The sequence below is a fragment of the Candidatus Limnocylindrales bacterium genome, from assembly GCA_035559535.1.
In the GTDB taxonomy this organism is placed as follows: domain Bacteria; phylum Moduliflexota; class Moduliflexia; order Moduliflexales; family JAUQPW01; genus JAUQPW01.
This window is the reverse complement of the sequence record DATMBG010000022.1, coordinates 227,085-253,427: the sequence shown is the minus strand read 5'-3', so window position 1 is coordinate 253,427 and position 26,343 is coordinate 227,085. Positions and strand designations below refer to the sequence as shown.

Sequence of the window (26,343 nt, the reverse complement as noted above, 5' to 3'; positions counted from 1 at the left end):
CGGAAAGATTGCTTAACCTTGAGCGGATCCTCGCAGGCTTTCCAGGCGTTGTTTGGCTTCACTGACAAGATACCTGCGTTCCGGGGAAGTAGAAGCCAGCGCAATAAAGCGCCTGTAATTACTCATGGCTTTTTCCACTACCCCCTTTGTTTCATAGGCTTTTCCCAAATTGTAATAAATAAGTTGAGAGGGAGCTTTAAGGGCCAACGCTTTTTCCCAGGATTCAATGGCGTGATCGTAATCTCCAAGCTTTGCATAACAAATTCCCAGATGGTTCATGAGGGAGGCATCTTCCGATTCAATTTCTTTAAGTTTAAGCAAAATGGCCAGGGCTTTATCGAATTGGGCATTGAGTCGATAAGCTTCATAAAGGTTCCAAAGGGCTTTGGTTGAATCCGGCAGGTATCGGACGGCATATTCCAGGCATTCTACTGCTTTAGCCAAAACATCGGGTAAGTCGGGCGAATCCGGCGCCAGGAGTTCTCCTTTTTTTAAAAAAAGAGTTCCCAGATTAAAATAGGCTTTCCCGTATTTGGGGTCTAATCGAATCGCCTGTTGATAGGCCTCCATGGCCGCCTCGGGATTATTCTGTAGGCTATAGGCTAGGCCCAGGTTAAAATGCGCATCGGCCAGATTAGGCTGAAGTCGAATGGCCGTTTGAATCTCCTGGATTCCGGCCTCCAGGTTATTCTCCCGGAGCAATTCGATTCCCATTTTCAGATGTTCTTCCGGCGTGGAAGCATGTCCCTCTTGGGCCGGTTCTTGATCTTCTTGAGATACAATGGAAGGCTCAAGCTCCGATTCCAGTTCAATATCTCCCTGGGATTCAGCAGCACTCCCTTCGAGATCCATCACCTCCTCTTCAGAAACTTCTTCCAATTCTCCCAACTCATCGATCACCTGGGTTTGTTGGGTCTCCTGGATTTCTTCTTGTAACGTAGAATTACGTCGGGAGGATTTTTTTTGGTCGGTAAAGTTAAAAGAAGGGATCCAGTCTTCCTTATCCGACGAAATCGTTCTTTCGAAATCACCAGGTTGATTTCTCAAGAGATTATAATAAGTCCTCTGCCGCTTCGCAGACCTCAAACCTTTTCGGATGATGAGAAACTCAATCAGAAGCAAAAGAATTATAAGGAAAACCAAAATTACTTTCATTTTTTAAACATGCTCTAACCTGGCCTGTTTAGCCAAGAGGACTTTTCTACCGAAATCGTAAAAGTATACGATAACCTTTTGGTTATCTCCCTGCCCCTCTATATTTCGGACCACTCCTCTACCGAATTTAGCATGGCGCACTTCGTCTCCGACCTGGAAACTGTTGGACGAAGGGGCGTAGGAGGGAGTAAGGGGTTCCTGGCCCCTCCTATATTCCTGTACTTCTGGATTCCAGGTCCCCTGAACTTCAATCCCAGAAAGGGATACTTTTTCCAGAAGAAAAGATGGAATTTCCTCAATAAAACTGGAAGGTTGTCTCTGCCAGCCATCTGAAGCATAAAAGCGTCGGGAGTTAGCCAGGGTTAAAATGAGACGCTCCTTAGCTCGGGTCATACCTACATAACAAAGCCTCCGTTCTTCTTCCCGTTCTGCTTCACTGAGATAAAAGTTGGAAGAACCGTGATAATAGGGAAGCAAACCTTCTTCCATGCCAACCATGAATACAACGGGAAATTCTAATCCCTTGGCACTATGCAGAGTCATCAGGGTTACCATTCCCGCCTGGGCCTGGTAAGTATCCACATCGGAAGTGAGGGCAGCCTGGTCCAGAAAAGCCAGCAGACTTTTATCCGAGGCATTTTGCTCAAATTCTAAAGTAGCCGCAAGAAGTTCTTGAATATTTTCAATACGATTTTCTGCATCCAGAGGATCTTCTTCCTTGAGCCACTCTCGGTAAGAGGTAACCTCCAGGAGGCGTTGGAGAACCTGGGAAACGGTATGGGTCTCTGCATAGAGCTTAAGATCATCGATGAGCTGGATGAACTGATGGATGGCTTTTAAAGCCCTGGAGGGGAGTAAGTCGGTTTTAGCCATCTCTTTCATAGCCTGAAAAAGAAAATAGCCTTGCTGCCGCGCAAAATTTTCTATTTTCTCCAGGGTCTTTTCGCCGATATGGCGGGCAGGTACATTGAGGATCCGCTTGAGAGCCAGGGGATCATTTGAATTTGCAATAACCCGCAGATAGGCCAGTAAATCTTTAATTTCCTTACGATCGTAGAATTTAAGCCCGCCGACCAGGGTATAGGGAATATTGGCTCTTATCAGGCTTTCTTCAAAGGATCGGGACTGAGCATTAATCCGGTAGAGGATAGCAAAATGACTGTAATCCCGGGATTCCTGCCGATGAAGCTGAGAGATGGTTTCACAAACAAAACGGGCTTCATCGGATTCATTGTAAGCCGTATAAAGAAGTATCTTATGGCCGGATCCTTTATCCGTCCAGAGGCGTTTCTGCTTCCGGTTGCGGTTGTTGACCACTACACTCCAGGCTGCATCGAGGATGTTTTGTGTGGACCGATAATTTTGCTCCAACTTGATCAGTCTGGCCTCTGGATAATCTTTCTCAAAGTCCAGGATGTTTCGAATATCCGCCATACGGAATGCATAAATAGACTGATCATCATCTCCAACCACACAAAGATTTCGATGTTTTTGTGCCAGATGAGAAATCCATCGATACTGGGCATGATTCGTGTCTTGATATTCATCGACCAGAATATATTTAAAAAGCTCCTGGTAGTAGTGGAGCACTTCTGGGATTTCCTGGAATAGCTGAACGGTAACCATTAACAGATCATCGAAATCCAGGGCATTGTTTTGTTTCAGCTTTTGTTGATAAAGCTGATAGACCTGGGCAATTTTTTCATCTAGAAATTGAGTCGCCCGTTGTTTGTACTCTTCAGGAGTCCAAAGACAGCTTTTAGCATTGCTGATTCGCGAGGAGATTAATTTAGGGGCCAGGGTTTTTTCATCGATATTAAGATCTTTTTCACATTCCTTGAGCAGGGCCAGCCGGTCGGCCGTATCATAAATGACAAAGTGGGATTTGAATCCCAGATGGTGAATATTTTTTCTTAAAATCCGAACACAGGCAGCGTGAAACGTACTGATCCAGAGATTAGAGAGGGAAGAGACCTGGAGAAGAGATTTAACTCGTTCTTGCATCTCCCGGGCGGCCTTATTGGTAAAAGTAACCGCAAGGAGATTCCAGGGCTTTACACCTTTATCTCTGATAAGATGGGCAATTCGATAGGTAATGACCCGCGTTTTTCCACTCCCGGCCCCGGCTAAAATAAGAAGGGGTCCTTCGGTATGCAATACCGCTTCCAATTGTACAGGATTCAACTCTTGTTCCAGATTCATGGATCCATAACCTGTTGGCCGTTGTCTGCTGTCCCCTTACCCTTTCCTTTCAAGGGCATTTTTTAAAACCTATCCCCTCTAACTCCCCTTCCCTTGAAGGGAAGGGAGAATCAAGGAGCCCGGCAACGATCGGCTCCTCCTTCCCCCTTCCCCCCGTCCACGGGAGGAATTCCCCCGTGAGCGGGGGAAAAGGGAGCGGGATCAGGTTAAAAAACCTACCTCTGAAAGCACCCTTCCCCTGAAGGGGGAGGAAATGGCAACCTGAGTCGGGAATCCGGGGTAGTTTCCGGGGTGATCTTAAAAACAACGGACAACAGACAGGGTCACGCCTTTATAACCGATCGAACCAGCCTGAAGACCTCTTCCAGATCATCAATCTTGTTAGACTCTGCTACTTTCTTACCCTTCCAAAAGATCATAATGCGAGGGAGGTTTTTGACCATAAAATCTTTTCCGATTTTAACCAAATGGGGCAATCGACCTCCTAAGTCTGATTCCATGATGTTAACAGCATAGAACCTAAGTTTATCGTGATATTTAGCCTGTAACATCCCCAGGGCCTGCTGAAGTTCTTCACAGGGAGGATACCCTGCCAGATTCAGATTAACCACAACCGGGATTTCCGAATTAAGGATCTGGGTATTAAAAATCTCGTCCGAGAGGATTTTAATCTCCTCATAATCTTCCCCGGTCACCTCTTCATAGAGATGTTCTGCGCCCGGATGCTGATGGATGATATTAAAGATTCCGGTCTCTTCCAGCTCTTTAAGTTCAGTTACCAGATATTTCCGGATATCTAAGGGAATTTGGGGATAAACCTCCTTTAGAATCTTAATTTTCTCAGATAGATGTTTCAAATCTTTATAGACCCGGATGGCCAGGCTTTCGATATCAATCCACTTTTGAATTTCCTCTCCAGAGACCGGCATGACTTTTCTCAAAGAAATAAGCTGATTCAGGAGGTTCATTTCTCGGGAAGTAACTTGAGAGGCTAAGAGTTCTTCCAACAATTCTTGGGGATGATCGGATTTAAGAATTTCCAGGAGCTGTTTCAGGCTGATATCTTGACGAGATAAAGCTTCTTTGATCTCTTCAGAGGCCAGGGCGATTTTTACAAAGGAATCATACAGTGCCTGGGGAATACCCAGACTTTTGGCCAGAATTTCGTCTTTTTCAGACAGTAACTCGGATAGACGCAAAAGGTCGGTTTCTTGATAGAGAAGAACATCCATGAGGTAAAATAGCTCCATTTCTTCGTCTGTCAGCTTATCATATACCACGGCCATCACGGAGCTATAGCCCAGCTCATTCAAGGCTTTTAGCCGTCTGAATCCGGCAACGATTCGGTATCTGCCCTCTTCTCTTTTCAAGATAATAGGGTATTTTTGCCCTTGATCCTTGAGGGAATTTTTGAGCGTGGGCCAATCGGTTTTCCCCCTTAAAGCGAAAGGTGAATCTGACATTTCAATGTCCGAGAGATTAACTTTCTGAAGTAATCTCCCGATATTGGATTGCTCTGAAGAAGAGGTAGGCGACCCTCTTTTGGTCGTCATCCATTCTTCCAGGCTTCTTTTTAGGCCCTCCTGACTCATCTAAACCTCCCTTCCTTTTATTCCATCCCACCTTGGTCCATTACCCACCTTTTAATTCCTATTCATTTCTCCCCATGGAGAAATGAATCTACGACTTATTTTCTAAACTCTTTCTGCTATCATCTTTAACCTGGATTGTCAACAAGTTTATTAAAGGGTAACGAAATCTCCTTTGACAAGCCACGTCATACCGTTCCCTTTAGGGATGAGAAAATTCTGTAAGCCCTTGACTAACTCAGCAACAAACTCCTATCTTAAAATAGGAGTAGTCCTGCATACACGGGGTTAAGAGGTCTAACCCCCTTTACGGAGGAAGGGGGATCAGGTTTTTTCTCAACCTGATCAATCATTTTTATTCTGTTTAGATCTTGTTTCTTCGAAGAAGGTAAAAAAATTTATGGAAAAACAAAAGCGGCTTCATATTATTACTTACGGTTGCCAGATGAATGTCCATGATTCTGAGAAAATAGCGGGTCTACTCCAACCGGAGTACGAATTAACTCAAAACCTGGAAGAGGCGGATTTTATTCTTTTAAACACCTGTAGTGTTCGGGAAAAAGCCGAGCATAAGTTATACAGTAAGCTGGGGCAATTAAAATCTCTCAAAGCCCGGAATCCGGATCTTATTATTGGGGTTTGTGGGTGTGTGGCCCAACAAGAAGGCGAAAATATCCTTAAGAAGGCCTTCCATGTAGATCTGGTCTTTGGAACCAACACGATTCCCAAGCTTCCTCAATTACTCGAAGAACTTCAACAAAGCCGAAAGAGTTCAGGGCGTCCCGCGCGGGTAGTGGACCTTTCCAATATGGACTGGCAAGAGCCTGAAGCAAATGTGGTTCGAGAAAACCGCTTCAAGGCCTATATAACCATCATGCGGGGGTGCGATAAATTCTGTACTTTCTGTGTGGTTCCCTTCACCCGAGGTCGAGAAGAGAGTAGACCCAGCAAGGATATCCTCCGAGAAGCTCAACTGTTGGCCGATCGAGGGGTTATTGAGATCATGCTGCTGGGACAAAATGTAACCTCTTATGGAAAACGGGTTATCTCCCATGGAGAAAGAATTCGAGATGATCTGTCGTTTCCAGAACTCCTGGCTGCACTGAATGAGGTGAAAGGGCTTCAACGCATTCGATATACAACCCCTCATCCCCGGGATCTGTCCCAGGAACTGATTGCCGCCATTCGGGATCTCCCCAAAGTTTGCGAACATATCCATCTCCCGGTACAAGCCGGTTCGTCCAAAGTTTTAAAGGATATGAATCGGAAATATACAAAGGAGCAATATCTGGAGAAAATCCAGCAGCTTAAACAAGAAATCCCCCACATTAGTATCACCACCGATATCATTGTGGGATTTCCGGGAGAAACCGAAGAAGATTTCCAGGATACTCTGGATGTAATGGAAAAAGTCCAATACGATGGCTGCTTCGCTTTCAAATATTCGGATCGCCCCTATACCAAATCTCCGGAATTACCTAACCCGGTTCCCGAGGAGGTTAAGGAAGAACGATTGCAGAGGGTCTTAGATCTTCAGAAGAAGATCAGTCTCGAGAAAAATAAATCCTTGCTGGGGCAGATCCAGGAAGTTCTCGTAGATGAACTTAATCCTAAATTTCCAGGAAAGGTTACCGGGCGAACCCGAACCAATCATATTGTGACTTTACCTGGAGGCCCTGAATTACTGGGGCGTTTAGTCCATGTTGAAATTACAGAAGCCTATCCTTATCGATTGGCAGGTAGGTTAACTTCATCAGAAGTCAGAAGTTAGCTATGACTCCGGACCTCTGGTTTGGGAGTCAGTACAATTTTTAAATACCTCTTGATATTTAAATAAAAAAGATTTATAGTAGTAGTAGTTTACAGCTCTGCAGGGCATAACGACTAACCAGTCATCTAAATAAGGGGGATAGGACTTATGTATTTAGAAATGAAAGTCAAAGGACTTACATTGGATCCCTTAACCAATATGCCCATTGTTATTCTAAGGGATTTAGAAGATAAAAAGGCTCTGCCGATTTGGGTTGGGTTATTTGAAGCGAATGCTATCGCACTGGAATTGGAAAAAATCAGCACTCCAAGACCCATGACCCACGATCTGATGAAGGACATCATCGAAGGTCTGAATGCAACGGTTAATAAAATCGTGGTAAATGACCTTAAAAATAATACCTTCTACGCAACCATTCAGTTAACGACCAACGGAAATAAAATCGTGATTGACTCCAGACCCAGTGATGCCATTGCCCTGGCGCTCAGGGTCGGTGCGCCCATCTACGTTGCTCGAGAAGTCATCGAAAAGGCCAAAAGCATCGATATGAATCAGGAGTCGGAAGATACCGAAAAGCTGAAAGAGTGGTTGGAGAATTTAAAGCCTGAAGATTTCAGTAAATATCAAATGTAAATCCCCTACCCAGGAGGAAGAGGTCGCTAAGACCTCGTCCTAAAAGGGATTTGTCAGGTTTCCCTTTCAGAGGGGAAACTTACCTTATTCTCTCCTCCAGGGCCTGTTCCAGGCCGTGAGAGTAGATAGGTGGAGCCTACTCTCACGAACCAACATTGTAAAATGCGGGCTGCAGGTATAAACCCCTCGATGATCAGCCCGCGGGTACATACAAGGAAAGATGGCTGGTAGGTACGTATTTAGTACCGGCCTTCAGGATGCCCTACCAACTACCCCCATCGTCCCTGCGCATCAGGGTGGATAGGAAAAAGAATCTTAAAGCGTTATCCTACTACTGTAGAATCTTAAAGCGTTATCCTACTACTGTTTACTTAATTTTGACCTCATAGGGTTGCTTTCACTCCCCAGCTCCCCTCTCCCCAGCGTGGGAGAGGGGCCGGGGGTGAGGGCCACTTAAACGTTAAACAAAACTAAGTAAACAAAGTACTACTTGTTCCTTCTTCTTCTGGAAGTTTCTGAAAGATCCCTTTGTTCCTTAATTTACTGCCTGAATGAGCTACCCATCCAAGAAATCTGTAGAGGCATTTTAATTTTCATCCCTTCCTTTAAAGGGTATGATAAGACCGCCGTAAAACGGCTCTGATCCTTTCAACTAACTCTTCCCCGTTAAATGGCTTTGTGATATAATCATCGGCCCCCAGACTGAGCCCTTTTAATTTCTCGGAAATGGAAGTCTGTGCCGTCAACATGATGATGGGAATAAACATTGTATCTACCGAAGCACGGAGTTCCTCGCAAACTTCAAACCCCGTCTTCAGGGGCATCCCAATATCTAGAAGCACAAGATCCGGATTTTCTTTTTGAACCTTATCCAGGGTTTCTACTCCGTTGGAAGCTCGTATGATCTGATACCCCCGATCTTCCAGAATCGCCACAAGGGTTTCGCCAATGCGGTCATCATCATCGGCAACCAGAATCTTATAAACCCTTTGGGAACTTTCGGGGGGTTCCGGAAGTTTAGGAGTCCCGCAATAAGGACACAACTTCCAGTTCGGATCCAACTCCTTTTGGCAGGTACGGCAAAGTTCTCTAAGTCCGGGGGATTCCCCGGTTAAGCCTTCCTGGACATAGCAGACCCGGGCTATTTCGTCCAGGGTGGTGATTCCCTGTCGGACTTTACTCAATCCATCCTGCAAGAGGGTTGCCATCCCCTGTTCTATAGCTACTTTTTTTAGAATTGTTTCCGAAGTTTTATTTGAAATGGCAAGTTTTAGATCATTTCCCGGAACCAGCATCTCGAAAATACCGACCTGCCCATAATAGCCTATATTTCTACACTGCTCGCATCCGGTTCCTCGATACAGGGTAGAAAAGGACGTTGCCGATGGCTTGCCAAGACCAAACTTTTTTAACTCTTCAAAAGAAGGAACATAACTTTTTTTACATGCCGGGCAGATCCGGCGAATAAGTCTTTGAGCCAGGGCCAGAATGAGATTCGAAGCAACTTGATCTGGAGCTATTCCCAGATTGAGCAACCGGGTTACCGTCGCTACGGCATCGTTGGTATGTAAAGTACTCAGAACCAGGTGACCTGTTTGGGAAGCCTGGATGGCAATCTCGGCAGTTTCTGAATCTCGAATCTCTCCTACCAGAATAACATTGGGGTCCTGACGTAAAACGGATCGAAGAACACTGGCAAAGGTAACCCCCGCCTTTCTATTAACCTGTACCTGATTGATACCCTCCAGTTGATATTCAATAGGGTCTTCGATGGTAACGATATTCTTAGTTTTATCCCGGAGCGCATTGAGGCCGGCATAAAGGGTCGTTGTTTTTCCACTACCGGTCGGACCGGTCACCAGAATGAGTCCTTGGGGTTGACTTAAGGCCTGCTGAAAAATGGTCAGTTGAGTCTCTGACATACCCAGGCTGGCAAGGTTATGAAGGGCTGCTTTCTTATCCAGGATGCGTATAACCACCTTTTCCCCAAAATTGGTCGGTAAGGTAGAGACCCGCAGATCGATGGGCCGACCCGAGAAGTGGATGGTAATTTTACCATCTTGGGGTCTTCGCTTCTCGGCAATATCCAGATTCGCCATAACTTTGATTCGGGAGACAAGAGGTTGTTGAAATGGTTTGGGAAGCCGGATAGGATCTGAAAGGAGTCCATCGATACGGTATCGAATTCCCACCAGGCTCTCGGCCGGTTCAATATGAATATCGGAGGTCCGCTTTTTGATGGCATTGACCAGAATCAGATTGACCAGTTGCAGGATCTGACTTCCTTCGGTGGACTTTTCAAGTTTACTAAGATCCTCTTCTTCTTCGGGGTTTTGGATCACCTGAATTTTCTCTTTAGATTGAACTTGGGCCAGGATTTTTTCTACATAGTTATCCATATTGAAGTGGCGATTCAAGGCTTCCTGGATTTTGCTTCGGCTTGCCAGTAAGGGTTTAACCCGTAACCGGGTCTTAAATTCGATAAGCTGAATAGGCTCCAATTGGAGAGGATTTTCCATGGCCAGGTAAAGGAGTTTATCCTGGAGAAAAAGAGGGAAGACCAGATATCTTTTAGCTATTTCTTCCGGTACAATCTGCAGAACCTGGGGACTGATCATGACCTGGGAAATATCCACGTATTCGATCCCCCAGATTTCTGAGAGGGCCTTATAGATATCTTTTTCTTCGACCCATCCCTGTTCCATGAGAATTCTTCCCAAAGGCTTTTGTTCATGCTGTTGGATGGCCAGGACCCGATCCAGTTGTTCCGGGCTTATCAGACAAGCTTCGACTAAAACCTCTCCTAACCGCCGCCTTCGATTCATAAGGCACCTCTACGACGGATAACAAGGGTTAAGGTGATTGATTTAGAAGAATCCCCGAGGAAAAAGAGTTCCTGATAAAACAGCCTGGAAAAGAATAAATAGGAGAAGATAAGAGAAGTCAAGAAGAAAATTTTAGAGGTTGAAAAATAAGCCCTTCGGGACCAATTTTTTTATTATATCAGATTTTAAACCTGATAAAACTTAAATCTTTCAGCTATAAAGGCAGGAAGACCCAAGGACCCCTTTTGAGACGCGGAGACATGGGGACACGGAGACGCGGAGACATGGGGACGCGGAGAAATTTCTCCGGGTCTCCGGGTCTCAAAAGGGATCCTTGGGGGTTTGATCGAACCCTTGAAAATTTATGGAGAAAAAGAGACTACGCAGTCAAGATTGGTTTGGGCGCAAGGATGAGCAGGGAATGATTCATCGAGCCTGGATGCGAGCCGAGGGGTTTCACGAACAGGTCTTTCAAAATAAACCGGTCATTGGAATTTGCAACTCCTGGAGTGAATTAACCAATTGCAATGCCCACCTTCGTCTGGTTGCCGAGGCGGTTAAACGAGGTGTCTGGCAGGCAGGAGGATTTCCATTGGAATTTCCAACCATCTCCCTGGGTGAGGCGGTTATGAGACCGAGCACTATGCTTTATCGGAATCTCATGGCCATGGATGTGGAGTCCTCTATTCGTGCAAATCCTCTGGATGGAGTGGTTCTGTTATGTGGTTGTGATAAAACGACCCCGGCCCAGCTCATGGGAGCTGCCAGTGTTAATATTCCTGCGATTGTAGTGCCAGGAGGTCCCATGTTACGAGGAATGTGGCGCGGAAAGGAGATTGGGTCGGGAACCGATGTCTGGAAGTACTGGGATGAACTGCGGGCCGGGAGAATCAGTGAAGAAGAATGGTGTGAGATCGAGGGAAGTATTTCTCGGAGTGCAGGTCATTGTATGGTTATGGGAACGGCTTCTACCATGACCAGTCTCGCCGAAGCTCTGGGAATGACCCTTACCGGGTGTGCCAATATTCCCGCCCCCGATTCCCGGCGCTATGCTTTTGCCGAAGCCAGCGGACGCCGAATTGTAGAAATGGTATATGAGGATTTGAAACCTTCCGACATCATGACCCAGAAGGCCATTGAAAACGCGATTACCGTAGATATGGCAATCGGAGGTTCTACCAACGCCATTATCCATCTGATTGCCATTGCAGGACGTCTGGGCATTAAACTGCCTCTATCCCTCTTTGATGAGATTTCCAGAAGAACCCCCTTTATTGCCAATGTACGACCCTCGGGAAAATACTTGATGGAAGATTTTTTCTATGCCGGGGGGATTCCCGCCGTTATGAAAGAGATCTCCTCTCTGCTTCATCTGGACGCCATGACCGTGACAGGCAAGACGATAGGCGAAAATATTAAGAATGCCAGATGTTACAACTCTGAAGTTATTCGATCTATGGATAATCCCATCCATGGGGAGGGAGGTACCGTCATTCTTTACGGAAATCTGGCTCCCCACGGGGCCGTCATCAAGCAGACGGCTGCAGATCCCAAGCTGCTGAAACATCGGGGACGAGCCGTCGTATTTGAGAATTATGAGGAGATGCGTCAGCGTGTTGACGATCCCAACCTGGATGTGGATGAAACCTGCGTACTGGTATTAAAGAATGCAGGTCCCAAAGGAGGCCCGGGTATGCCGGAATGGGGGCAGCTACCGATCCCTTCGAAATTATTGCGAAAAGGGGTTGAAGATATGGTCCGGATCAGCGATGCCCGTATGAGTGGGACCAGTTACGGAACGGTGGTTTTACATATCTCCCCTGAATCGGCTGTGGGGGGGCCTTTGGCCATTGTCCAGAACGGAGACCTGATCGAACTGGACGTTCCCAACCGGAAGATCAATCTCTTAGTTTCCGATGAGGAAATTAACCGCCGTCTGGCTGCCTGGAAACCTCCAAAACCCCCCTACGATCGAGGTTATGAAAAACTCTACCTGGACCACGTCCTCCAGGCCCACGAAGGGGTTGATTTTGATTTTCTGCGGGCGACAAATCTCCAATAGTCAAGGGGACGGCTATACTTTTAGTATGGAAGTATGGAAGGATGGGAGTGGGGAAGTATGGGGGTATGGAAGTGGGGAAGATAGAACTCCCACACTCCCATACCTCCCCACTCCCGTACTCTCACTGCCGGAAAACTTGATAACTAGAGATTTGCAACGCAGTAACGACAGGGGATTAGAGGTATAGGAAATCCTGATACCTTGTTGGGATAAAAAAGAATATTTTGAGAAAAAAGCTCTTGTCAATAAAAAAGTAGCTCCTTCAATTTCATCATAAACCCTAACTACGTCCGCTTAGTCCGACTCGCCAGCAGTTGTCCTAACAAAGGATTTGCGGATTGGCATCAATCTCGCAACTATATTAAAGTTAGAATTGTAAAAAGTGTACTTTCCCTTACCATTCATACGTTATTATGTTTCCGAATAAAAATGTTTTAGAAAGCCGTAGAACCTTCAAAAATCTGGATACGCCTGTTTCTATACAAAAGATATTGATTGCTGGCTATCGTAAGATGACCCCCCAACAAAAGCTACAACGGGTCAACGAACTAACAAAAGCGGTTCAGCAGCTTGCACTGGCTCGTATTCGAAAACAATACGGAGAAATTTCAGAGCGAGAGCAACAACTTCGCTTAGCTGCACTTTGGCTACCAGGAGAAACCATGATACGGGTCTCTCACTGGGATCCCGAACAATAGGGCTATTAAGGAACTATCCGAAAAATTCGTTGATGAAGTACCGGTGGTTAAGTAGCAAAGTGCATCGAAGCCTGGTGTATCGAGATCAGGACTTTGTCGGATAGGTTCTAGGAGGATGCTTGCAGAACCCCTTTGCATTCCTCAGCGCGTTGCTGAGGTATTAAAGCAGCTTGATATCTCCTATACGGCAATGGAACGATGTGTTAGGCGTCTTGCAAGTTCAGCGTGATACACTGGATTATGAATATCTGAAGCGAGGAGCTCAATCTCGGGGAGTTTTCCAACTTTTAGAACAGGTTCTGAGAGAAGCAGGACTTGAAGATACGACCCCATAGGTCCATAGGAATTGAAAATAAATAGTACGAATATGGCCCCTCCAAGAAACCCAGCGCATATTTATGGCGATCGGTCCTGACCTAGTGTAGTCCATATTTCTCTAAACGGTAATAAAAGGAGGGGGGAGAGATCTTTAACAATTCGGCGGCTTTGGGTTTGCTTCCCCTGGCAAGTTCCAGGGCTTCGAGTAGTAACCTTTTTTCTGTTTCTTCTAACATCCTATCTAAACCGATCTCGGGAAGTTTAAGAGAGTCTTTGGAGAGCTCGATGGGAGAAAGGGTCTCGATGAAGGAGAGATGTTCTTTTTCAATGAGGGTTCCTTTCTCGGAGATGACCACCCGTTCGATGACGTTGCGAAGTTCTCGAACATTTCCCCTCCAGGGATATTTTAGCAGGATCTCTTTGGCTTCTGGACTAATCGCCGTGAAATTCTTACCAAATTTGGTACTAAAACGTTCCATAAAATATTCGGCCAGAGGAATAATATCCTCCGGACGTTCCCGAAGGGGTAGAAGGAAAATGGGATACACGTTCAAGCGGAAAAACAGGTCTTCTCTAAAAGCTCTCTGTTCCATCAGGTGTTTCAAATTTTTGTTGGTTGAGGCTATGATTCGAACATCCACTCTCACAAGCTCGGTACTGCCGACCGGGTAAAATTCTTCCTCTTCCAAAACCCGTAAAAGCCTGGTTTGCGCATCGAGGGGTAACTCGCTAATTTCATCCAGCAGTAGCGTTCCACGGTCCGCCAACTGAAATTTTCCCACTTCATTTCTCTGAGCTCCCGTAAAAGCTCCTTTTTTATAACCAAAGAATTCTGATTCTATCAAATCTTTAGGAATAGCTCCACAATTCACAGCCACAAAAGGCTCATCGGCACGGGAACTACGAGCATGAATCTCTCGAGCAACCAGTTCCTTACCGGTTCCCGTTTCGCCCTGGATTAAAACAGTGATATCGGAAACCGCTGCAATTTGTATTTGTTCCCTTACCTTTTCTAAAGCTGCACTAACTCCTATAAGCCGATACTCTCTATTTGTAGCCAGTTGCAACTTCCGACGCCGTTCGAGTTCTCGCTTAATCTCCAGGGATTCCAAAGCCCGGTCGATCTTTATCAAGAGTTCTTTGCCGACCAGGGGTTTGGTCAGATAATCATAGGCACCTAATTTCATAGCCTCGACCACCGTTGCTACTCGATCTACTGCCGTTAACATTAAAATGGGTATATCGGGCCAAAGAGTTTTGATTCTTTTTAAAGCTTCTATACCGTCCATTTCAGGTAATCGAATATCCAGCAAAATCAAATCTGGAACGGTTTTCCTTAAAATATTCAACGCACTCTCGGCGGACTCAGAAGGTATCACTTCGTAGAAATCTACAAGGAAATCCTTCACCATCTGTTGGAATAATCTGTCATCTTCTACAAGTAAGATCTTTTTACGAGTAGCTTTTTTCATAGTCGTCTCCTGGGAAAGGAAGTTTTATGATAAATTTTGTGCCAACTCCAACCTGACTTTCAACACATATTTGAGCTTGATGTTGTTCAAGAATTCGAGAAACTACGGCCAGTCCTAAACCGATTCCATTGGCCCGTGTAGTAAAGAAGGGAGTAAAAATCTTATCCAGATTCTCCGGAGGGATTCCTTTTCCCGTATCCTCAATTTGAACTTCTATAAGAGGGACCCGGTCGGTGATATCTTGAGGGAGTTTGTCCTGGGTTGAGCCGAAGCTTGCCCTGCGATTGGCCGGAGGAATTCGAAGAATCGTACGGATTGTAAGCTTTCCACCGGATGGCATGGCCTGTTTTGCGTTCAGAAAGAGATTAATAAAGACCTGGATCATTTGATAAGGATCTACAAGAACGTAGGGTTGAATCGGCATGTAAATTTTTATAATAATTATCCTGGCCTGTTCCAACTCGTTCTGTACCGAAGAAAGACTGCTATCTAATAGATCATGAAGGTTTACTTTCTTTAAATCGGGTATTACCGGGCGGGTAAAGTCTAAAATTCCATCGATGATGGCCTGGATTCGTGAGATACCTTGCTCAATATTGCTAAAAATAGTTTTATAAGCTTCAGGAATCGCCAGCCGGTCGGAAAGCCTCTCAAGACCTAAACGGATAGACGCCAGGGGATTACGAATTTCATGGGCGATGGTTGCGGAAAGCTGTCCCAAATCCGCAAGTTGTTTCATTCTCTGGGTCTTTTGTCTGAGATTCTTTATCTCGGTGACATCTCGAACCATTATTTGTACGGCCGGTTTACCCTGATACCGGGTAAGGGTAAGTATTACTTCCACATCGATGAGTTCTCCATCCTTTCGAGTCAGTTTCCCCTCCATAAAAGAAGATCGGGTCTCAGAGGTGGAGCTTATCCATTTTTCGATGGGATTATCATCTTGCCGAATGAATAAATCCTGAAGGCCATATCCCTTTAACTCAAATATGGCTTTATAACCGAAAAGATCCAAACCCGCCGGATTTACATAAACTATTTTTCCCTCCTGTTCGACAAAAATAGCATCCGGGCAGGACTCCACCAGGCCTTTATACCGATCTTCGCTTTCCTGAAGTGCTCTGGTCTGTTCTTCTATTTCCGATACCATGGAATTAATGCCTTTTTGGAGAAGGCCTATTTCATCTTGAGATAAGATAGGATCTATTCTTGTTTCCAGATGGCCCGCCTCCACCCTCTTTAAATAGGCCAGGGTATTTTGAATCCTTTTAGAGATAATCCAATGGAGTAACCAAACGGTAGCACAGGTTGTAAGTAGAATACAAAAAAGAGAGCCAGCTACAAAAACCATTGTAAGGATCTTTTTTTTATGTTCCAGTTGATCGGTTCCGGCCTTAATATACAAAAAGCCAACCATTTTCCCATCTTCCAGGCGAATAGGGGCTATACTGATTCGATAGTTCTTCTGACCTTCCGATATCTTCATTTCTTCAATCTCTGTCAGGGTTTCATCCAGTCTGTCCATGAACTTTATGTCGGGTATTTCCGTAATTTTTCGTCCCACATAATCCCCATTGAGGGAGTAAAATACTTTGTGGTTAATACCGATCAACAGGGCATCTATCAATGTTTCCCCAACCAATTGTTCCATGGTTTTTTTATCCTCTACCGATTCATAATTTAATAAACCTTTGCCCATGAGAATCCCCGGAATTTGGAGTTGTCGGTGAATCCTTTCATCAATCTCGTTGGAAAATCGATTAATATAATAAAAACCCAGGGCAAAAAGGATGATAGATTCTACCGCAACAATAACGACTCCTATTTTAAAGATTAAACTATCCTGAAACCTCTTTGTCTTTGGCATGTCCTTTAATTCAGCGTCTAATTTTTCTCCAATCCGGCTTTTACGATGACTTCGTGATATGCCGTCTCTGCCGTTGTTCGGCCTTCCAGGAGTTCTATAATTTTTTCGGATATGTCCTTCAAAAGGAGCCTGTTTTCCTTTCCTAATAAATACCCGGCATTGGAAACTGCCAAAACATTTTTACCGTATTTGGTTGTGATTCTATGTTGAAATTTTTCAAACACATCGGCTCCAATTTCCGGAGTGGAGAAATGACCTCGTAAACCCGTTGGACTTTTCGTATACCGTACCCACTTTTCGGCTACCTTGGGTGTACTCCAGAATAACAGTAACTTAATGCCGTTATCCCGATGGGGTGCATCTTTAAACACCGCCCAGGTTGGGATATAGCCACCGGGATAATAATTCACTTCCTGAAAAACGGGTAACTCAGCAGGAATCATCTTCTTCATTTTGTCTTCGGATATCTGACGCCAGGTATTGTACATCCAGGTTCCCCCGATCTGGAAAAGTACCTTATCCTCTAAGGCAAGATGCTTCGTTTCAAACCAGAGATTACTGGCATGGGAAGGGATTAAGGGATCATATTTCCCTAACTCTTCAAAGGCTCGAAAAGTCTTCAGTAACGCTGCACATTTTTCTTCCGAGGTTACCTCTTCTTTTACTTTACGAAAATCCCTAAGCTCTGAGGTGACCAGGCTTTGAAACAGAACCCCCAAGGAAAATGCATCCCTGGCCTCATAAAATGCCGCGATATCCACGTGGTTCTTCTGCCTGTATTCGTAAACCTTTTTAACATATCCTAACAGATCGTCGAAAGTCATATCTTCTTGCTTAATTTCTATTCCTATTCTTTTGGCAACTTCCGTATTATAAAAAAGGGCCCAATAGAATCCTTCTATAAAAGGTCCGATGAGTATACCACCGGTTTGATTCTTATAGATAGGGTCTTCCAGAATAAAAGGCTTCTGCGTTTCCTTAAAGCCATCCACCTCCTCAAAGTTAACCAGATACTTTTTTCCCCACTCGGCATCCCCCAGATCCTGGGCCACCAATTGATAAATTCCGGGATCCATCCAGATAACATCCCAATCCAGGTTACCTTTACGAATCCTGTCGGCATACTGTTTGGCGATTAAAGCCTTGCTACGATTTCCGAATATCTCTTGAGGGAATTTGAGATTAACCTCTATCTCCGGATTCAAAAACTCGAATTCCCGAGCTACTTCCCTTACAAGGGTTTCACGTTTATCCTGACCCAACCAATGTCCAATCCAATTCACGCTACTTTTGGGTAATATATCCCTTTCCGTAGGGGTTGTTGGAGTTTCCTTTGGCGCCACATAACTTTGTTTTTCAGACGTACTACAGCTCAACATTCCCGCCAGGGCAAGCAGTTCTAGCAAAAAAGTGACCCAGGGTTTCATGTCCTTCGAATAGAATCTAAGTAAGAGTGTGGAAGTGTGGGAGTATGGGAGTATGGGAGTGTGGGAGTGTAGGAGTATGGGAGTTCTATCTTTCCCACTTCCCTACCCCCATACTTCCCCACTTCCCTACCCCCATACTCCCACACTCCCATACTTTTAAATAAAATAGTTCTATGGATTTTGTCTAAATAGAGGTATACTATAAATATCGACTAGAAATTTACTTAAAGGGTTGAAGGGGTGTTTTTGCAACTATAAGGAGGGTGTATGGCACCGAAAGAAACGCTAACCATCACGGATAATCGTACGGGGAAAACATATGAGATCCCGATTACCCATGGAGCTATTCGTGCTCTTGATTTAAGGCAGATTAAGGTATCGGAGGATGATTTTGGGTTGATGACGTACGATCCGGCCTTTATGAATACTGCTTACTGTCAAAGCCGAATCACCTTCATTGATGGGGAAAAGGGAATTTTATGGTACCGGGGTTATCCCATTGAACAACTGGCCGAGAAGAGTACTTATTTGGAGACTGCTTATTTACTCCTCTATGGAGAGCTACCAACCCGATCTCAATATGAAGAATTTGTCTACATTATTACCCATCATACCATGGTTCACGAAAATATCCGTAAGTTCATGGATGGATTTCGTTATGATGCCCACCCCATGGGAATGTTGTTGAGTACAGTAGGAGCCCTCTCTACGTTTTATCCGGAGGCTAAAAATATTTTCGATCCCAAGATTAGAGAGATTCAAATTCATCGCCTCATTGCAAAGATACCCACCATTGCCGCCTTTGCCTATCGCCATGGAATTGGAATGCCCTACTCTTATCCGGATAACGATCTCTCCTATACCGGTAACTTTTTGAACATGATGTTTAAGATGACCGAACTTAAGTACCAACCTCATCCGGTTCTCGAAAGGGCTTTGGATGTTCTGTTTATCCTTCATGCAGACCATGAACAGAACTGTAGTACCAATGCCATGCGAACAGTAGGCAGCTCCCATGTAGATCCTTATTCAGCCGTTGCTGCAGCCATTGCTGCTTTGTATGGCCCTTTACATGGTGGAGCCAATGAAGAAGTATTAAAAATGCTAAACCAGATTGGCTCCAAAAGTCGGGTTCCTGAATTTATTAAGCACGTTAAAGCCGGAGAAGGCCGTCTGATGGGATTCGGACATCGGGTTTACAAATCCTATGATCCCAGAGCTAAAATTATCAAAAAGATTGCAGATGAGGTCTTTGAGGTAACCGGAAGGAACCCACTGTTGGATATTGCCCTGGAGTTGGAGCGGATCGCTCTGGAAGATGATTATTTTGTAACCAGAAAATTATATCCTAACGTCGATTTTTACTCGGGGATCATTTATCAGGCCATGGGATTTCCTGTAGATATGTTTCCGGTGCTCTTTGCCATTGCGCGGACGGTGGGGTGGCTTGCCCAGTGGGAAGAGATGCTTCTGGATAAGGAACAGAAGATCAGCCGTCCTCGACAGATTTACATAGGTCCACAAAAACGTGATTATGTACCTATAGAGGCGCGGTCTTAAAAAAGCGGGTGGTGGGCGATAGGCAGCAGGCAGTAAAGGGAGGCCGATAAGAAGTGTTTGTGGTCCGTTGTTTATGATCCGCTACCTATCCCCATTGCTTCCGGAACAGAGAGATATGAAGAAAAGAGTCGGATTCATCGGACTGGGAGTTATGGGAAGGCCCATGGCCAGAAATATTTTAAAGGCGGGTTTCCCTCTGACGGTTTATAATCGAACCCAAGAAAAAACCCGAGAACTGGTGTCCTCAGGTGCAATAGCTGTGAATTCTCCCAGGGCTGTTGGAGAGAACGCAGACGTTGTCATTACCATGGTTTCCGATTCCCCCGACGTGAAGGAGGTTATTTTAGGGGATCAGGGCGTGCTCCAGGGGGCCAAGAAAGGGACTATTATTATTGATATGAGTACCATTTCCCCTATGGTCAGCAAGGAGATTGCAGAACAGGTCAAAGCCAGAGGTTGTTACCTGTTGGATGCTCCGGTGGTAGGAAGTAAAAAGGCAGCCGAGGAAGCCAGTCTAGGGATTATGGTCGGTGGGGATCGAAAGATCTTTGAAGACTGTCTGGAAATTTTCCAGGCTATGGGGAAAAAGATAACTTACATGGGAGGCCAGGGTATGGGCGCTTACACGAAAATGTGTATCCAGTTGATGGTGGGGGCAACCATGGAAGCCGTTGCCGAATGCTTAGCCCTGGGTGCCAAAGCGGGACTTAACCTGAACGATCTTAAGGAGTGTACCCTGGCCGGAGGTGCTAAAACGGGTAATATGGAGATGCGAGGCCCTAAAATTATCAACCGGGACTTTGAAACCCACTTTGCCCTCAAACATATGTGCAAGGATCTGAAGCTGGTTTTAGCAACGGGAGATGAACTCGGAGTCCCCCTTCCCCTGGCTGCAACAGCCCTTGAAATGTTCAAAGCAGCCCGTGCCCTCGGTCACGGGGAAGAAGATGTATCCTCGGTTATTCATGCCATCGAGGCTCTGGCCGGAATTCGAGTAGGTGGTCATCAAAATAACCAGTTGTAAGCAGGTAGTAAACTGTTTACCTAATTTTGGCTCATAGGGCTGCTTTCACTCCCCAACTCCCCTCTCCACTCCCACCCCCTCCCTCCCCGTGGACGGGGAGGGAGGAGAGGGAGGGAGCTGGGGGTGAGGGCCAAGAGATGAGAAGGGGAATTATCGGGCCTTATTTCTATAACCGGCTCCCCCTATCAGATTCTGAGAAAGGAAAGATTTATGGGTGATGAAACCAATCTAAATTCCTCATCGATCTATTCACGATGGCCAGATCGTATAGATGAACTTTTGAACAGCAAAGGCTATACCCATCCTCAGTTGCTCTTTACCCCAACCCAACTCTTTACACGGTTGAAGGATCCCAGATTGTGCCTGATCGATGTTCGATTGTCCCACGAGTTCGCCCGGGGACATATCCCGGGAGCCATCCATTTTGATCTTTACGGAATCAGTCTTATCGATACAGGCCCTGAGGCTTCTCGGGCCTTCATGTGGATGTATCAGTACCTCCTTCAACATCGAGGGGTCGATTTCGATAAAACGGTTGTTTTTTATGAGAATATCAGCGGTATGAAAGCTGCCCGTGGGTTTTGGTTTCTGGAATACTTCGGCCATGAAGATGTGCATGTCCTGGATGGCGGATTTAACGCCTGGGTTGCAGCCGGTTATCCTGTAACGACAGAAGTGACAGAGCCTAAGGCGTCTCATTTCCAGGCCAGACCCAAACCTGAGCTTTTCTGGAATGCCGAGGAAGTTCTCAAACACCTCCACGATCCTGATACCGTAATTCTGGATACGAGGAGTGAGGAGGAGTATTACGCTCGTAACGTACGTGCTGCCCGTGGAGGGGCTATTCCGGGGGCAGTCCACCTGGAATGGACCCATAACCTGGATGAAAAAGGGGCCTTCAAACCCGCCGACGAATTAAAAGCCATGTATGAAGCTGCCGGTGTGACCCCGGAGAAAGATATCGTCTCGTATTGCCAGGGTGGATACCGTTCTTCCCACGCCTATTTAGCTTTGCGACTCATCGGTTATCCGAAGCTCCACAACTACATAGGGTCGTGGAAAGAGTGGGGAGATCGGCTGGATCTGCCCATCGAGATTCCAAAACCATAGGAAAGTATGCATAGGATGGGTTATGCCCTTCAGAAGGAGAGGGATCATGCCTAATCGTAGCCGAGACTGGTTGAATCAAGCGTTGCGAGATTTAGAACAGGCTGAAGATTCCCGCCGGGCGGAGCGTCATGAGTGGGCATGCTTTGCTGCTCAACAATCTGCAGAAAAAGCTGTGAAGGCTTTACACCTTTACCTGGGACAGGAAGCCTGGGGACACGCAATAGCCAGACTCCTTCAAGAGTTACCGGCAACTGTGCCCGTTCCCCAAGGGCTGGTGGAGAAAGGGCGCTTTCTTGATAATTTTTACATACCTTCCCGTTATCCCAATGGGCATCCCGAGGGAGCACCCTTTGAACATTATGGTCCCCTACAAAGCGAAGAGGCGATTCGATATGCCCGTGAGATCCTTGAATTCGTCCGTTTTCAAATGGCCTGACGCTGAAATGGTCGACCGGGCCATACGTTCCTGGGCCGAAAAGATTGTACAAAGTCGAAAAGAAATATTACAGATAGGTTATTTTGGTTCCTATGCCCGTGGGGATTGGGGGGTAGGAAGTGATCTTGATTTGATTGTTATCCTGGAAAGTTCAGACCAACCCTTTGAGAAACGCACGCTTACATGGGATACCGGGGAACTTCCCGTGCCGGTGGATCTTTTGGTTTATACCAGGGAGGAATGGAAAAAACTCGGTCAGGAAGGAAGAAGGTTTTACCAAACGGTGATGAAAGAAGCAATCTGGGTTTATACCAGACCTGGCTTTACTTCTTTTTCGGTAAAGACAGAAATAAAAGAAATTCCAGATAAGAATGGCCTCTAATACCCATTCCTTCCAGGTAAATGGATTTTCATCCCTGGGACGGCCCGGGTCATGTTTTAATGGGGAAAGGGTATAAGATCCTGCTTGTAAATCCTCCTATTTACGATTTCTCTGCTTACGATTTCTGGCTGAAACCCTATGGACTCCTTCGGGTGGCAGGTTATCTCCGTGGAAAAGGGGAGCTTCGTCTCTTTGATTACCTGGATCGCTTTCATCCCCAGGTACCGAATTCTAAAAGACTTCGCTCCGATCCCTGGGGACGGGGGCAATTTTATTCAGAGATAATTCCAAGACCCGCTCCGTTTTCTCAAATTCCAAGGAATTACCGTCGGTTTGGACTTCCAAGGAAATACTTTCAAACCTTTTTAATGCAAGAGGGTCCTTTTGATTTCGCTCTGGTTCAGACCGTAATGACCTACTGGTATTTGGGAGTCCGGGAGGTCATTGAGGATATCCGAACCTTCTCACCCCAAACCAAAATTGTACTGGGAGGAGTTTACGCAACCCTCTGTCCACAACACGCCCAGGGTCTGGGAGCCGACCTGGTCATCGATGGGTTGGAGCTGGAGCCGCTGTGGCGCTTTTTAAAGATAGCTCCAGATCTGCAAGAACTTCCGTTTTGGGAAGGGTACGAAAATTTAAAGGTAGGGGTTTTAAAACTGGCCGATGGATGCCCTTTTCGTTGTACGTACTGTTCGGTACCGCAAGTTTATCCTAAGTTTCAAGGTCGATCCCTGGAATATTCTCTGGCAGAACTTGATTTCCTTCATCAACGTGAAGTTCAGAATGTGGTCTTTTATGATGATGCCCTCCTTTTTCGGTCCGACAAAATATTGATTCCGTTCTTGCAGCAGGTTCTGAAGAAGGAGAGAGAAGTTTACTTCCATACCCCCAATGCCCTCAATGCACGGTTTATTACCAAAGAGCTGGCAAAGCTCATGATTCAGGCAGGTTTTAAGACATTTTATCTCGGATTTGAGAGTAGCGCCTACGAATGGCAACGGCGAACAGGAGGAAAGGTTTATTCCGAAGAACTGATTCGGGCCGTAGATAACCTGACCTGGGCAGGAGCCGACTTGAACCACATCACCGCGTACCTTATCATTGCCCACCCACAAGCAGATCAACAGCATGTTGAGGCTTCCATGTATTTTGCCCATAGCCTGGGGATTCGATTGATGTTATCGGAATTTTCACCGATTCCTGGGACTCCAGATGGAGAGTCGTGCCGTCCATGGGTCGATCTGGATGAGCCTTTATGGCATAATAAGACGGTATTCTCCAGCCGTTTTTTAGGCGAAGCAGAGGTAAATCGGTTGAAAGGGTTGTGTAATCAGCTCAATCAAAGACTGGAAAACTCCTTGCAAGATCTATAGGATTCTTTACCTTGCAGGGTACCGAGAGTGAATTAGCCCGAACTTGCACAGGCTATGGACGGTTCTACAAACAGTAAGGGAATACCGCCCAGGCTCGGAAATATTTAACCAAAGCCCTGGAAATCTTTGAACAGTTAGGTACTTGGATAGAGCCGGATAGGGCCAAACGGGAGCTGGCCAGGCTATAGACTGGTATCCTGTCCTCACCCTACCTCATCACCCTACGAACCAGGATAGGAAGGTTAGCCCCAGCGGGGCGACCTGTTTAAAGGATGTTGCTTCTGAAAGTCTTTTGAAATGAAAGATGATGTTATCAGTTTCGACTTTCCATAAAATTATCACACAGCCCTTGACAATTCTCCTTTATAAGGTATGGTTTACATAGAATCCATGTATTTTGAAGGAAGATTTATGGCATTATAGGATCCTTGATTTTCCGGCTGGATAATAAACTGCTTTTGAAAATGGAACCCCATCCTTCCAAACAAAGCTCTCAAGCTCCATCCCCAGGGTTGCTGAGTAAAACTTTCAGAAAATCGGGTACCTGGGTCGTTATGGGTATATTACTTATTGCATTGATCATTGGGGCCAGTCTGTTAATCGTAATCTGGGAGAAGAAACAAGGCCGGTTAGGGGCTGTAAAGAAAATGGATAGGCCACAAAGTGAGGGGATCTCACTGCCACGGGATGAGCTCAAAGTTCCTGCTCAATCGGTAAGATTTAAGAAATCAAAGGGGCTAAACGTATCACCTTGACAATTCCTCCTTATTTCCATATCCTTGAAATAGTATCCGATAACTAAACTTATAGACCCTCAGGATGACCCAAATCCCGGGCTTAAATTGGAGATCTCAATATGGAACTCACACCTATTAACCTCAAAGTAAAACAAGGTAAAATCTAAAACATAATAGAAGGTATTGGCATCCTTTTATGTTTTACATTTTACGTCTCAGATATGTCTACCGCAAAAACAGAGATTGGAAAAGCCCAGTTTGGCCTGATAGGACTCGCTGTAATGGGACAAAATCTGGTTCTCAATATCGAACGTCATGGTTATTCGGTTGTGGTATGGAATCGTACTCCGGAGGTAGTAGATGAATTTTTACGGACCAAGGCACAGGGAAAGAAAATCATAGGAACCAGGTCGATTCGGGATTTTGTTCAAGCGTTGGAGAGACCTCGCAAAATTATGCTTCTGGTCAAGGCCGGTGATCCTGTAGATTGGACTATCGGTCAGATAAAGCCGTATCTGGAGCCAGGGGATATTATTATTGACGGGGGTAATTCTTACTTTCAAGATACCCAACGGCGTGAAAAAGAACTGGCCGCAGAAGGTCTCCGCTTTATCGGTTCCGGTGTCTCCGGGGGTGAGATGGGAGCATTGTGGGGGCCTTCCTTGATGCCGGGTGGAGAACGGGAAGCTTACGAGGAGATCCGTCCGATCTTTGAAGCTATCGCGGCCAAAGTAGACGATGGTCCCTGTGTGACCTATGTGGGTCCGGACGGTGCAGGCCATTTTGTCAAAATGATTCATAACGGTATCGAATACGGGGACATGCAGCTTATTGCTGAAGCCTATGATATCCTGCGACGGGTCTTAGGCCTGGGAGCCGATGAGCTGGCCGACATCTTCTTTCAGTGGAATAAAGGTTTACTTAACTCCTACCTGATCGAGATTACGGCAAAAATCTTCACGGTGAAAGATCCAGAAACCGGCAAGCCACTGGTTGATTTGATTCTGGACAAGGCCGGTCAGAAGGGGACCGGCCTGTGGACCTCCCATGTGGCATTGGACTTAGGGGTTGCCATTCCAACGATCCATGCAGCCATTGAAGCCCGCTTACTTTCCAATCTCAAAGAAGAACGGGTCCAGGCAAGTCAGCAGATCCCCGGCCCGCAAACCGGAGATCCGGGGATTTCTCTTTCCTCCTACACGGGAAATAAAAAGGAGTTGATCTCCGCCGTTCATGATGCCCTATATGCCAGTAAGATTTGCTCTTATGCCCAAGGGATGGCGCTGATTCGGGCAGGCTCGAACAGGTATCAATGGCATATTAACCTGGGGGAGATAAGTCGGATCTGGAAGGGGGGATGCATCATTCGGGCGCAGTTTCTGGATAAGATTAAACAGGCCTACCAACGTAGACCGGATTTACCCAATCTCCTTTTGGATCCTGACTTTCGAACCTGGGTAAGCGAAGCACAACCCCGCTGGCGACAAACGGTTTCGCTGGCTCAGAACCTGGGTATCCCCCTGATGGCCATGTCGGCCAGCCTGGCCTACTTTGATACTTATCGTACGGCCCATCTACCCCAGAACTTAACCCAGGCCCAGCGGGACTTCTTCGGGGCTCACCTTTATGAACGTATCGATAAACCTGAGCTTGGCCCGATCCATACGGACTGGGCAAGCATTACCGGACAACAGTAAAA

19 protein-coding genes are annotated in these 26,343 nt (G+C 45.9%); 12 read left to right on the top strand and 7 right to left on the bottom strand.

The window, feature by feature from the left end:
• Window positions 1–12: 12 nt before the first annotated feature.
• From VNM22_07895 to VNM22_07885, 3 genes are all read right to left on the bottom strand, one after another.
• Window positions 13–1,155, bottom strand: a complete 1,143-nt coding sequence (locus VNM22_07895; protein ID HWP47072.1) for a tetratricopeptide repeat protein — start codon at window positions 1,153–1,155, stop codon at window positions 13–15.
• 3 nt (window positions 1,156–1,158) lie between these two features.
• A complete protein-coding gene (gene pcrA / locus VNM22_07890) occupies window positions 1,159–3,357 on the bottom strand; it encodes a DNA helicase PcrA (GenBank protein ID HWP47071.1) in 2,199 nt (732 codons plus the stop codon).
• A gap of 323 nt (window positions 3,358–3,680) precedes the next feature.
• Window positions 3,681–4,949 carry a ParB N-terminal domain-containing protein gene (locus VNM22_07885; GenBank protein HWP47070.1) on the bottom strand — a complete coding sequence of 423 codons (1,269 nt, stop codon included), beginning with the start codon at window positions 4,947–4,949 and terminating at the stop codon, window positions 3,681–3,683.
• 397 nt (window positions 4,950–5,346) lie between these two features.
• On the opposite strand from VNM22_07885, the gene miaB reads away from it, so the two are divergent.
• Complete coding sequence (miaB, locus tag VNM22_07880; protein ID HWP47069.1) at window positions 5,347–6,717, top strand: tRNA (N6-isopentenyl adenosine(37)-C2)-methylthiotransferase MiaB; 1,371 nt, start codon at window positions 5,347–5,349, stop codon at window positions 6,715–6,717.
• Window positions 6,718–6,864: 147 nt separating this feature from the next.
• On the top strand, window positions 6,865–7,350 hold the full coding sequence (locus tag VNM22_07875) for a bifunctional nuclease family protein (GenBank protein HWP47068.1): 486 nt from the start codon (window positions 6,865–6,867) through the stop codon (window positions 7,348–7,350).
• Between the two features lie 605 nt (window positions 7,351–7,955).
• Here the strand turns inward: VNM22_07875 and VNM22_07870 are convergent.
• Entirely contained in the window at window positions 7,956–10,175 is a 2,220-nt protein-coding gene (locus tag VNM22_07870; protein ID HWP47067.1) for an ATPase, T2SS/T4P/T4SS family, read from the bottom strand.
• Window positions 10,176–10,539: 364 nt separating this feature from the next.
• Between VNM22_07870 and araD the strand changes: the two genes are divergently transcribed.
• The 3 genes from araD (at window position 10,540) to VNM22_07855 (ending at window position 13,270) form a co-directional block, all read left to right on the top strand.
• A complete protein-coding gene (araD, locus tag VNM22_07865) occupies window positions 10,540–12,237 on the top strand; it encodes an L-arabinonate dehydratase (GenBank protein ID HWP47066.1) in 1,698 nt (565 codons plus the stop codon).
• Window positions 12,238–12,650: 413 nt separating this feature from the next.
• Window positions 12,651–12,935: a hypothetical protein gene (locus VNM22_07860; GenBank protein HWP47065.1), complete on the top strand. Its 285-nt coding sequence runs from the start codon at window positions 12,651–12,653 to the stop codon at window positions 12,933–12,935.
• A gap of 170 nt (window positions 12,936–13,105) precedes the next feature.
• Window positions 13,106–13,270, top strand: a complete 165-nt coding sequence (locus tag VNM22_07855) for a hypothetical protein (protein HWP47064.1) — start codon at window positions 13,106–13,108, stop codon at window positions 13,268–13,270.
• A gap of 81 nt (window positions 13,271–13,351) precedes the next feature.
• Here VNM22_07855 and VNM22_07850 read toward each other — a convergent pair whose 3' ends face one another.
• Genes VNM22_07850 through VNM22_07840 form a run of 3 tightly spaced genes read right to left on the bottom strand, consistent with a single transcriptional unit; the run spans window position 13,352 to window position 18,019 of the window.
• Window positions 13,352–14,725, bottom strand: coding sequence for a sigma-54 dependent transcriptional regulator (locus VNM22_07850; protein HWP47063.1), 1,374 nt, complete (start codon window positions 14,723–14,725; stop codon window positions 13,352–13,354).
• A complete protein-coding gene (locus VNM22_07845; protein ID HWP47062.1) occupies window positions 14,706–16,592 on the bottom strand; it encodes a PAS domain S-box protein in 1,887 nt (628 codons plus the stop codon). The genes VNM22_07850 and VNM22_07845 overlap by 20 nt, the downstream gene beginning before the upstream one ends.
• 17 nt (window positions 16,593–16,609) lie before the next feature.
• On the bottom strand, window positions 16,610–18,019 hold the full coding sequence (locus tag VNM22_07840) for an ABC transporter substrate-binding protein (protein HWP47061.1): 1,410 nt from the start codon (window positions 18,017–18,019) through the stop codon (window positions 16,610–16,612).
• A 267-nt stretch (window positions 18,020–18,286) separates the two neighbouring features.
• Here VNM22_07840 and VNM22_07835 point away from each other — a divergent pair, with 267 nt between their 5' ends.
• The 7 genes from VNM22_07835 to gnd all read left to right on the top strand — a co-directional run bounded on the left by VNM22_07835 (window position 18,287) and on the right by gnd (window position 26,341).
• Window positions 18,287–19,579 carry a citrate synthase gene (locus VNM22_07835; protein ID HWP47060.1) on the top strand — a complete coding sequence of 431 codons (1,293 nt, stop codon included), beginning with the start codon at window positions 18,287–18,289 and terminating at the stop codon, window positions 19,577–19,579.
• Between the two features lie 115 nt (window positions 19,580–19,694).
• Window positions 19,695–20,603, top strand: a complete 909-nt coding sequence (locus VNM22_07830; protein ID HWP47059.1) for an NAD(P)-dependent oxidoreductase — start codon at window positions 19,695–19,697, stop codon at window positions 20,601–20,603.
• 210 nt (window positions 20,604–20,813) lie between these two features.
• On the top strand, window positions 20,814–21,713 hold the full coding sequence (locus tag VNM22_07825; protein HWP47058.1) for a sulfurtransferase: 900 nt from the start codon (window positions 20,814–20,816) through the stop codon (window positions 21,711–21,713).
• Between the two features lie 46 nt (window positions 21,714–21,759).
• Window positions 21,760–22,149, top strand: coding sequence for a HEPN domain-containing protein (locus VNM22_07820; GenBank protein ID HWP47057.1), 390 nt, complete (start codon window positions 21,760–21,762; stop codon window positions 22,147–22,149).
• Window positions 22,106–22,531 (top strand): nucleotidyltransferase domain-containing protein, encoded by a 426-nt coding sequence (locus VNM22_07815; GenBank protein HWP47056.1) that lies wholly within the window; start codon window positions 22,106–22,108, stop codon window positions 22,529–22,531. Before VNM22_07820 ends, VNM22_07815 begins: the two co-directional genes overlap by 44 nt.
• Before the next feature lie 20 nt (window positions 22,532–22,551).
• Complete coding sequence (locus tag VNM22_07810) at window positions 22,552–23,907, top strand: B12-binding domain-containing radical SAM protein (GenBank protein HWP47055.1); 1,356 nt, start codon at window positions 22,552–22,554, stop codon at window positions 23,905–23,907.
• Window positions 23,908–24,865: 958 nt separating this feature from the next.
• Window positions 24,866–26,341 (top strand): decarboxylating NADP(+)-dependent phosphogluconate dehydrogenase, encoded by a 1,476-nt coding sequence (gnd, locus tag VNM22_07805; GenBank protein ID HWP47054.1) that lies wholly within the window; start codon window positions 24,866–24,868, stop codon window positions 26,339–26,341.
• The last annotated feature ends 2 nt before the right edge of the window (window positions 26,342–26,343 follow it).

What these genes read in the sequence shown, in the direction of transcription:
- gnd (HWP47054.1), top strand. Translation starts at nt 24,866, where the DNA reads ATGTCTACCGCAAAAACAGAGATTGGAAAAGCCCAGTTTGGCCTGATA.
- araD (HWP47066.1), top strand. Translation starts at nt 10,540, where the DNA reads ATGGAGAAAAAGAGACTACGCAGTCAAGATTGGTTTGGGCGCAAGGAT.
- VNM22_07885 (HWP47070.1), bottom strand. Translation starts at nt 4,949, where the DNA reads ATGAGTCAGGAGGGCCTAAAAAGAAGCCTGGAAGAATGGATGACGACC.
- VNM22_07845 (HWP47062.1), bottom strand. Translation starts at nt 16,592, where the DNA reads ATGCCAAAGACAAAGAGGTTTCAGGATAGTTTAATCTTTAAAATAGGA.
- VNM22_07835 (HWP47060.1), top strand. Translation starts at nt 18,287, where the DNA reads ATGGCACCGAAAGAAACGCTAACCATCACGGATAATCGTACGGGGAAA.
- VNM22_07820 (HWP47057.1), top strand. Translation starts at nt 21,760, where the DNA reads ATGCCTAATCGTAGCCGAGACTGGTTGAATCAAGCGTTGCGAGATTTA.
- VNM22_07850 (HWP47063.1), bottom strand. Translation starts at nt 14,725, where the DNA reads ATGAAAAAAGCTACTCGTAAAAAGATCTTACTTGTAGAAGATGACAGA.
- VNM22_07825 (HWP47058.1), top strand. Translation starts at nt 20,814, where the DNA reads ATGGGTGATGAAACCAATCTAAATTCCTCATCGATCTATTCACGATGG.
- VNM22_07875 (HWP47068.1), top strand. Translation starts at nt 6,865, where the DNA reads ATGTATTTAGAAATGAAAGTCAAAGGACTTACATTGGATCCCTTAACC.
- pcrA (HWP47071.1), bottom strand. Translation starts at nt 3,357, where the DNA reads ATGAATCTGGAACAAGAGTTGAATCCTGTACAATTGGAAGCGGTATTG.
- VNM22_07870 (HWP47067.1), bottom strand. Translation starts at nt 10,175, where the DNA reads ATGAATCGAAGGCGGCGGTTAGGAGAGGTTTTAGTCGAAGCTTGTCTG.
- VNM22_07830 (HWP47059.1), top strand. Translation starts at nt 19,695, where the DNA reads ATGAAGAAAAGAGTCGGATTCATCGGACTGGGAGTTATGGGAAGGCCC.
- VNM22_07815 (HWP47056.1), top strand. Translation starts at nt 22,106, where the DNA reads ATGCCCGTGAGATCCTTGAATTCGTCCGTTTTCAAATGGCCTGACGCT.
- VNM22_07810 (HWP47055.1), top strand. Translation starts at nt 22,552, where the DNA reads ATGGATTTTCATCCCTGGGACGGCCCGGGTCATGTTTTAATGGGGAAA.
- VNM22_07860 (HWP47065.1), top strand. Translation starts at nt 12,651, where the DNA reads ATGTTTCCGAATAAAAATGTTTTAGAAAGCCGTAGAACCTTCAAAAAT.
- VNM22_07840 (HWP47061.1), bottom strand. Translation starts at nt 18,019, where the DNA reads ATGAAACCCTGGGTCACTTTTTTGCTAGAACTGCTTGCCCTGGCGGGA.
- miaB (HWP47069.1), top strand. Translation starts at nt 5,347, where the DNA reads ATGGAAAAACAAAAGCGGCTTCATATTATTACTTACGGTTGCCAGATG.
- VNM22_07895 (HWP47072.1), bottom strand. Translation starts at nt 1,155, where the DNA reads ATGAAAGTAATTTTGGTTTTCCTTATAATTCTTTTGCTTCTGATTGAG.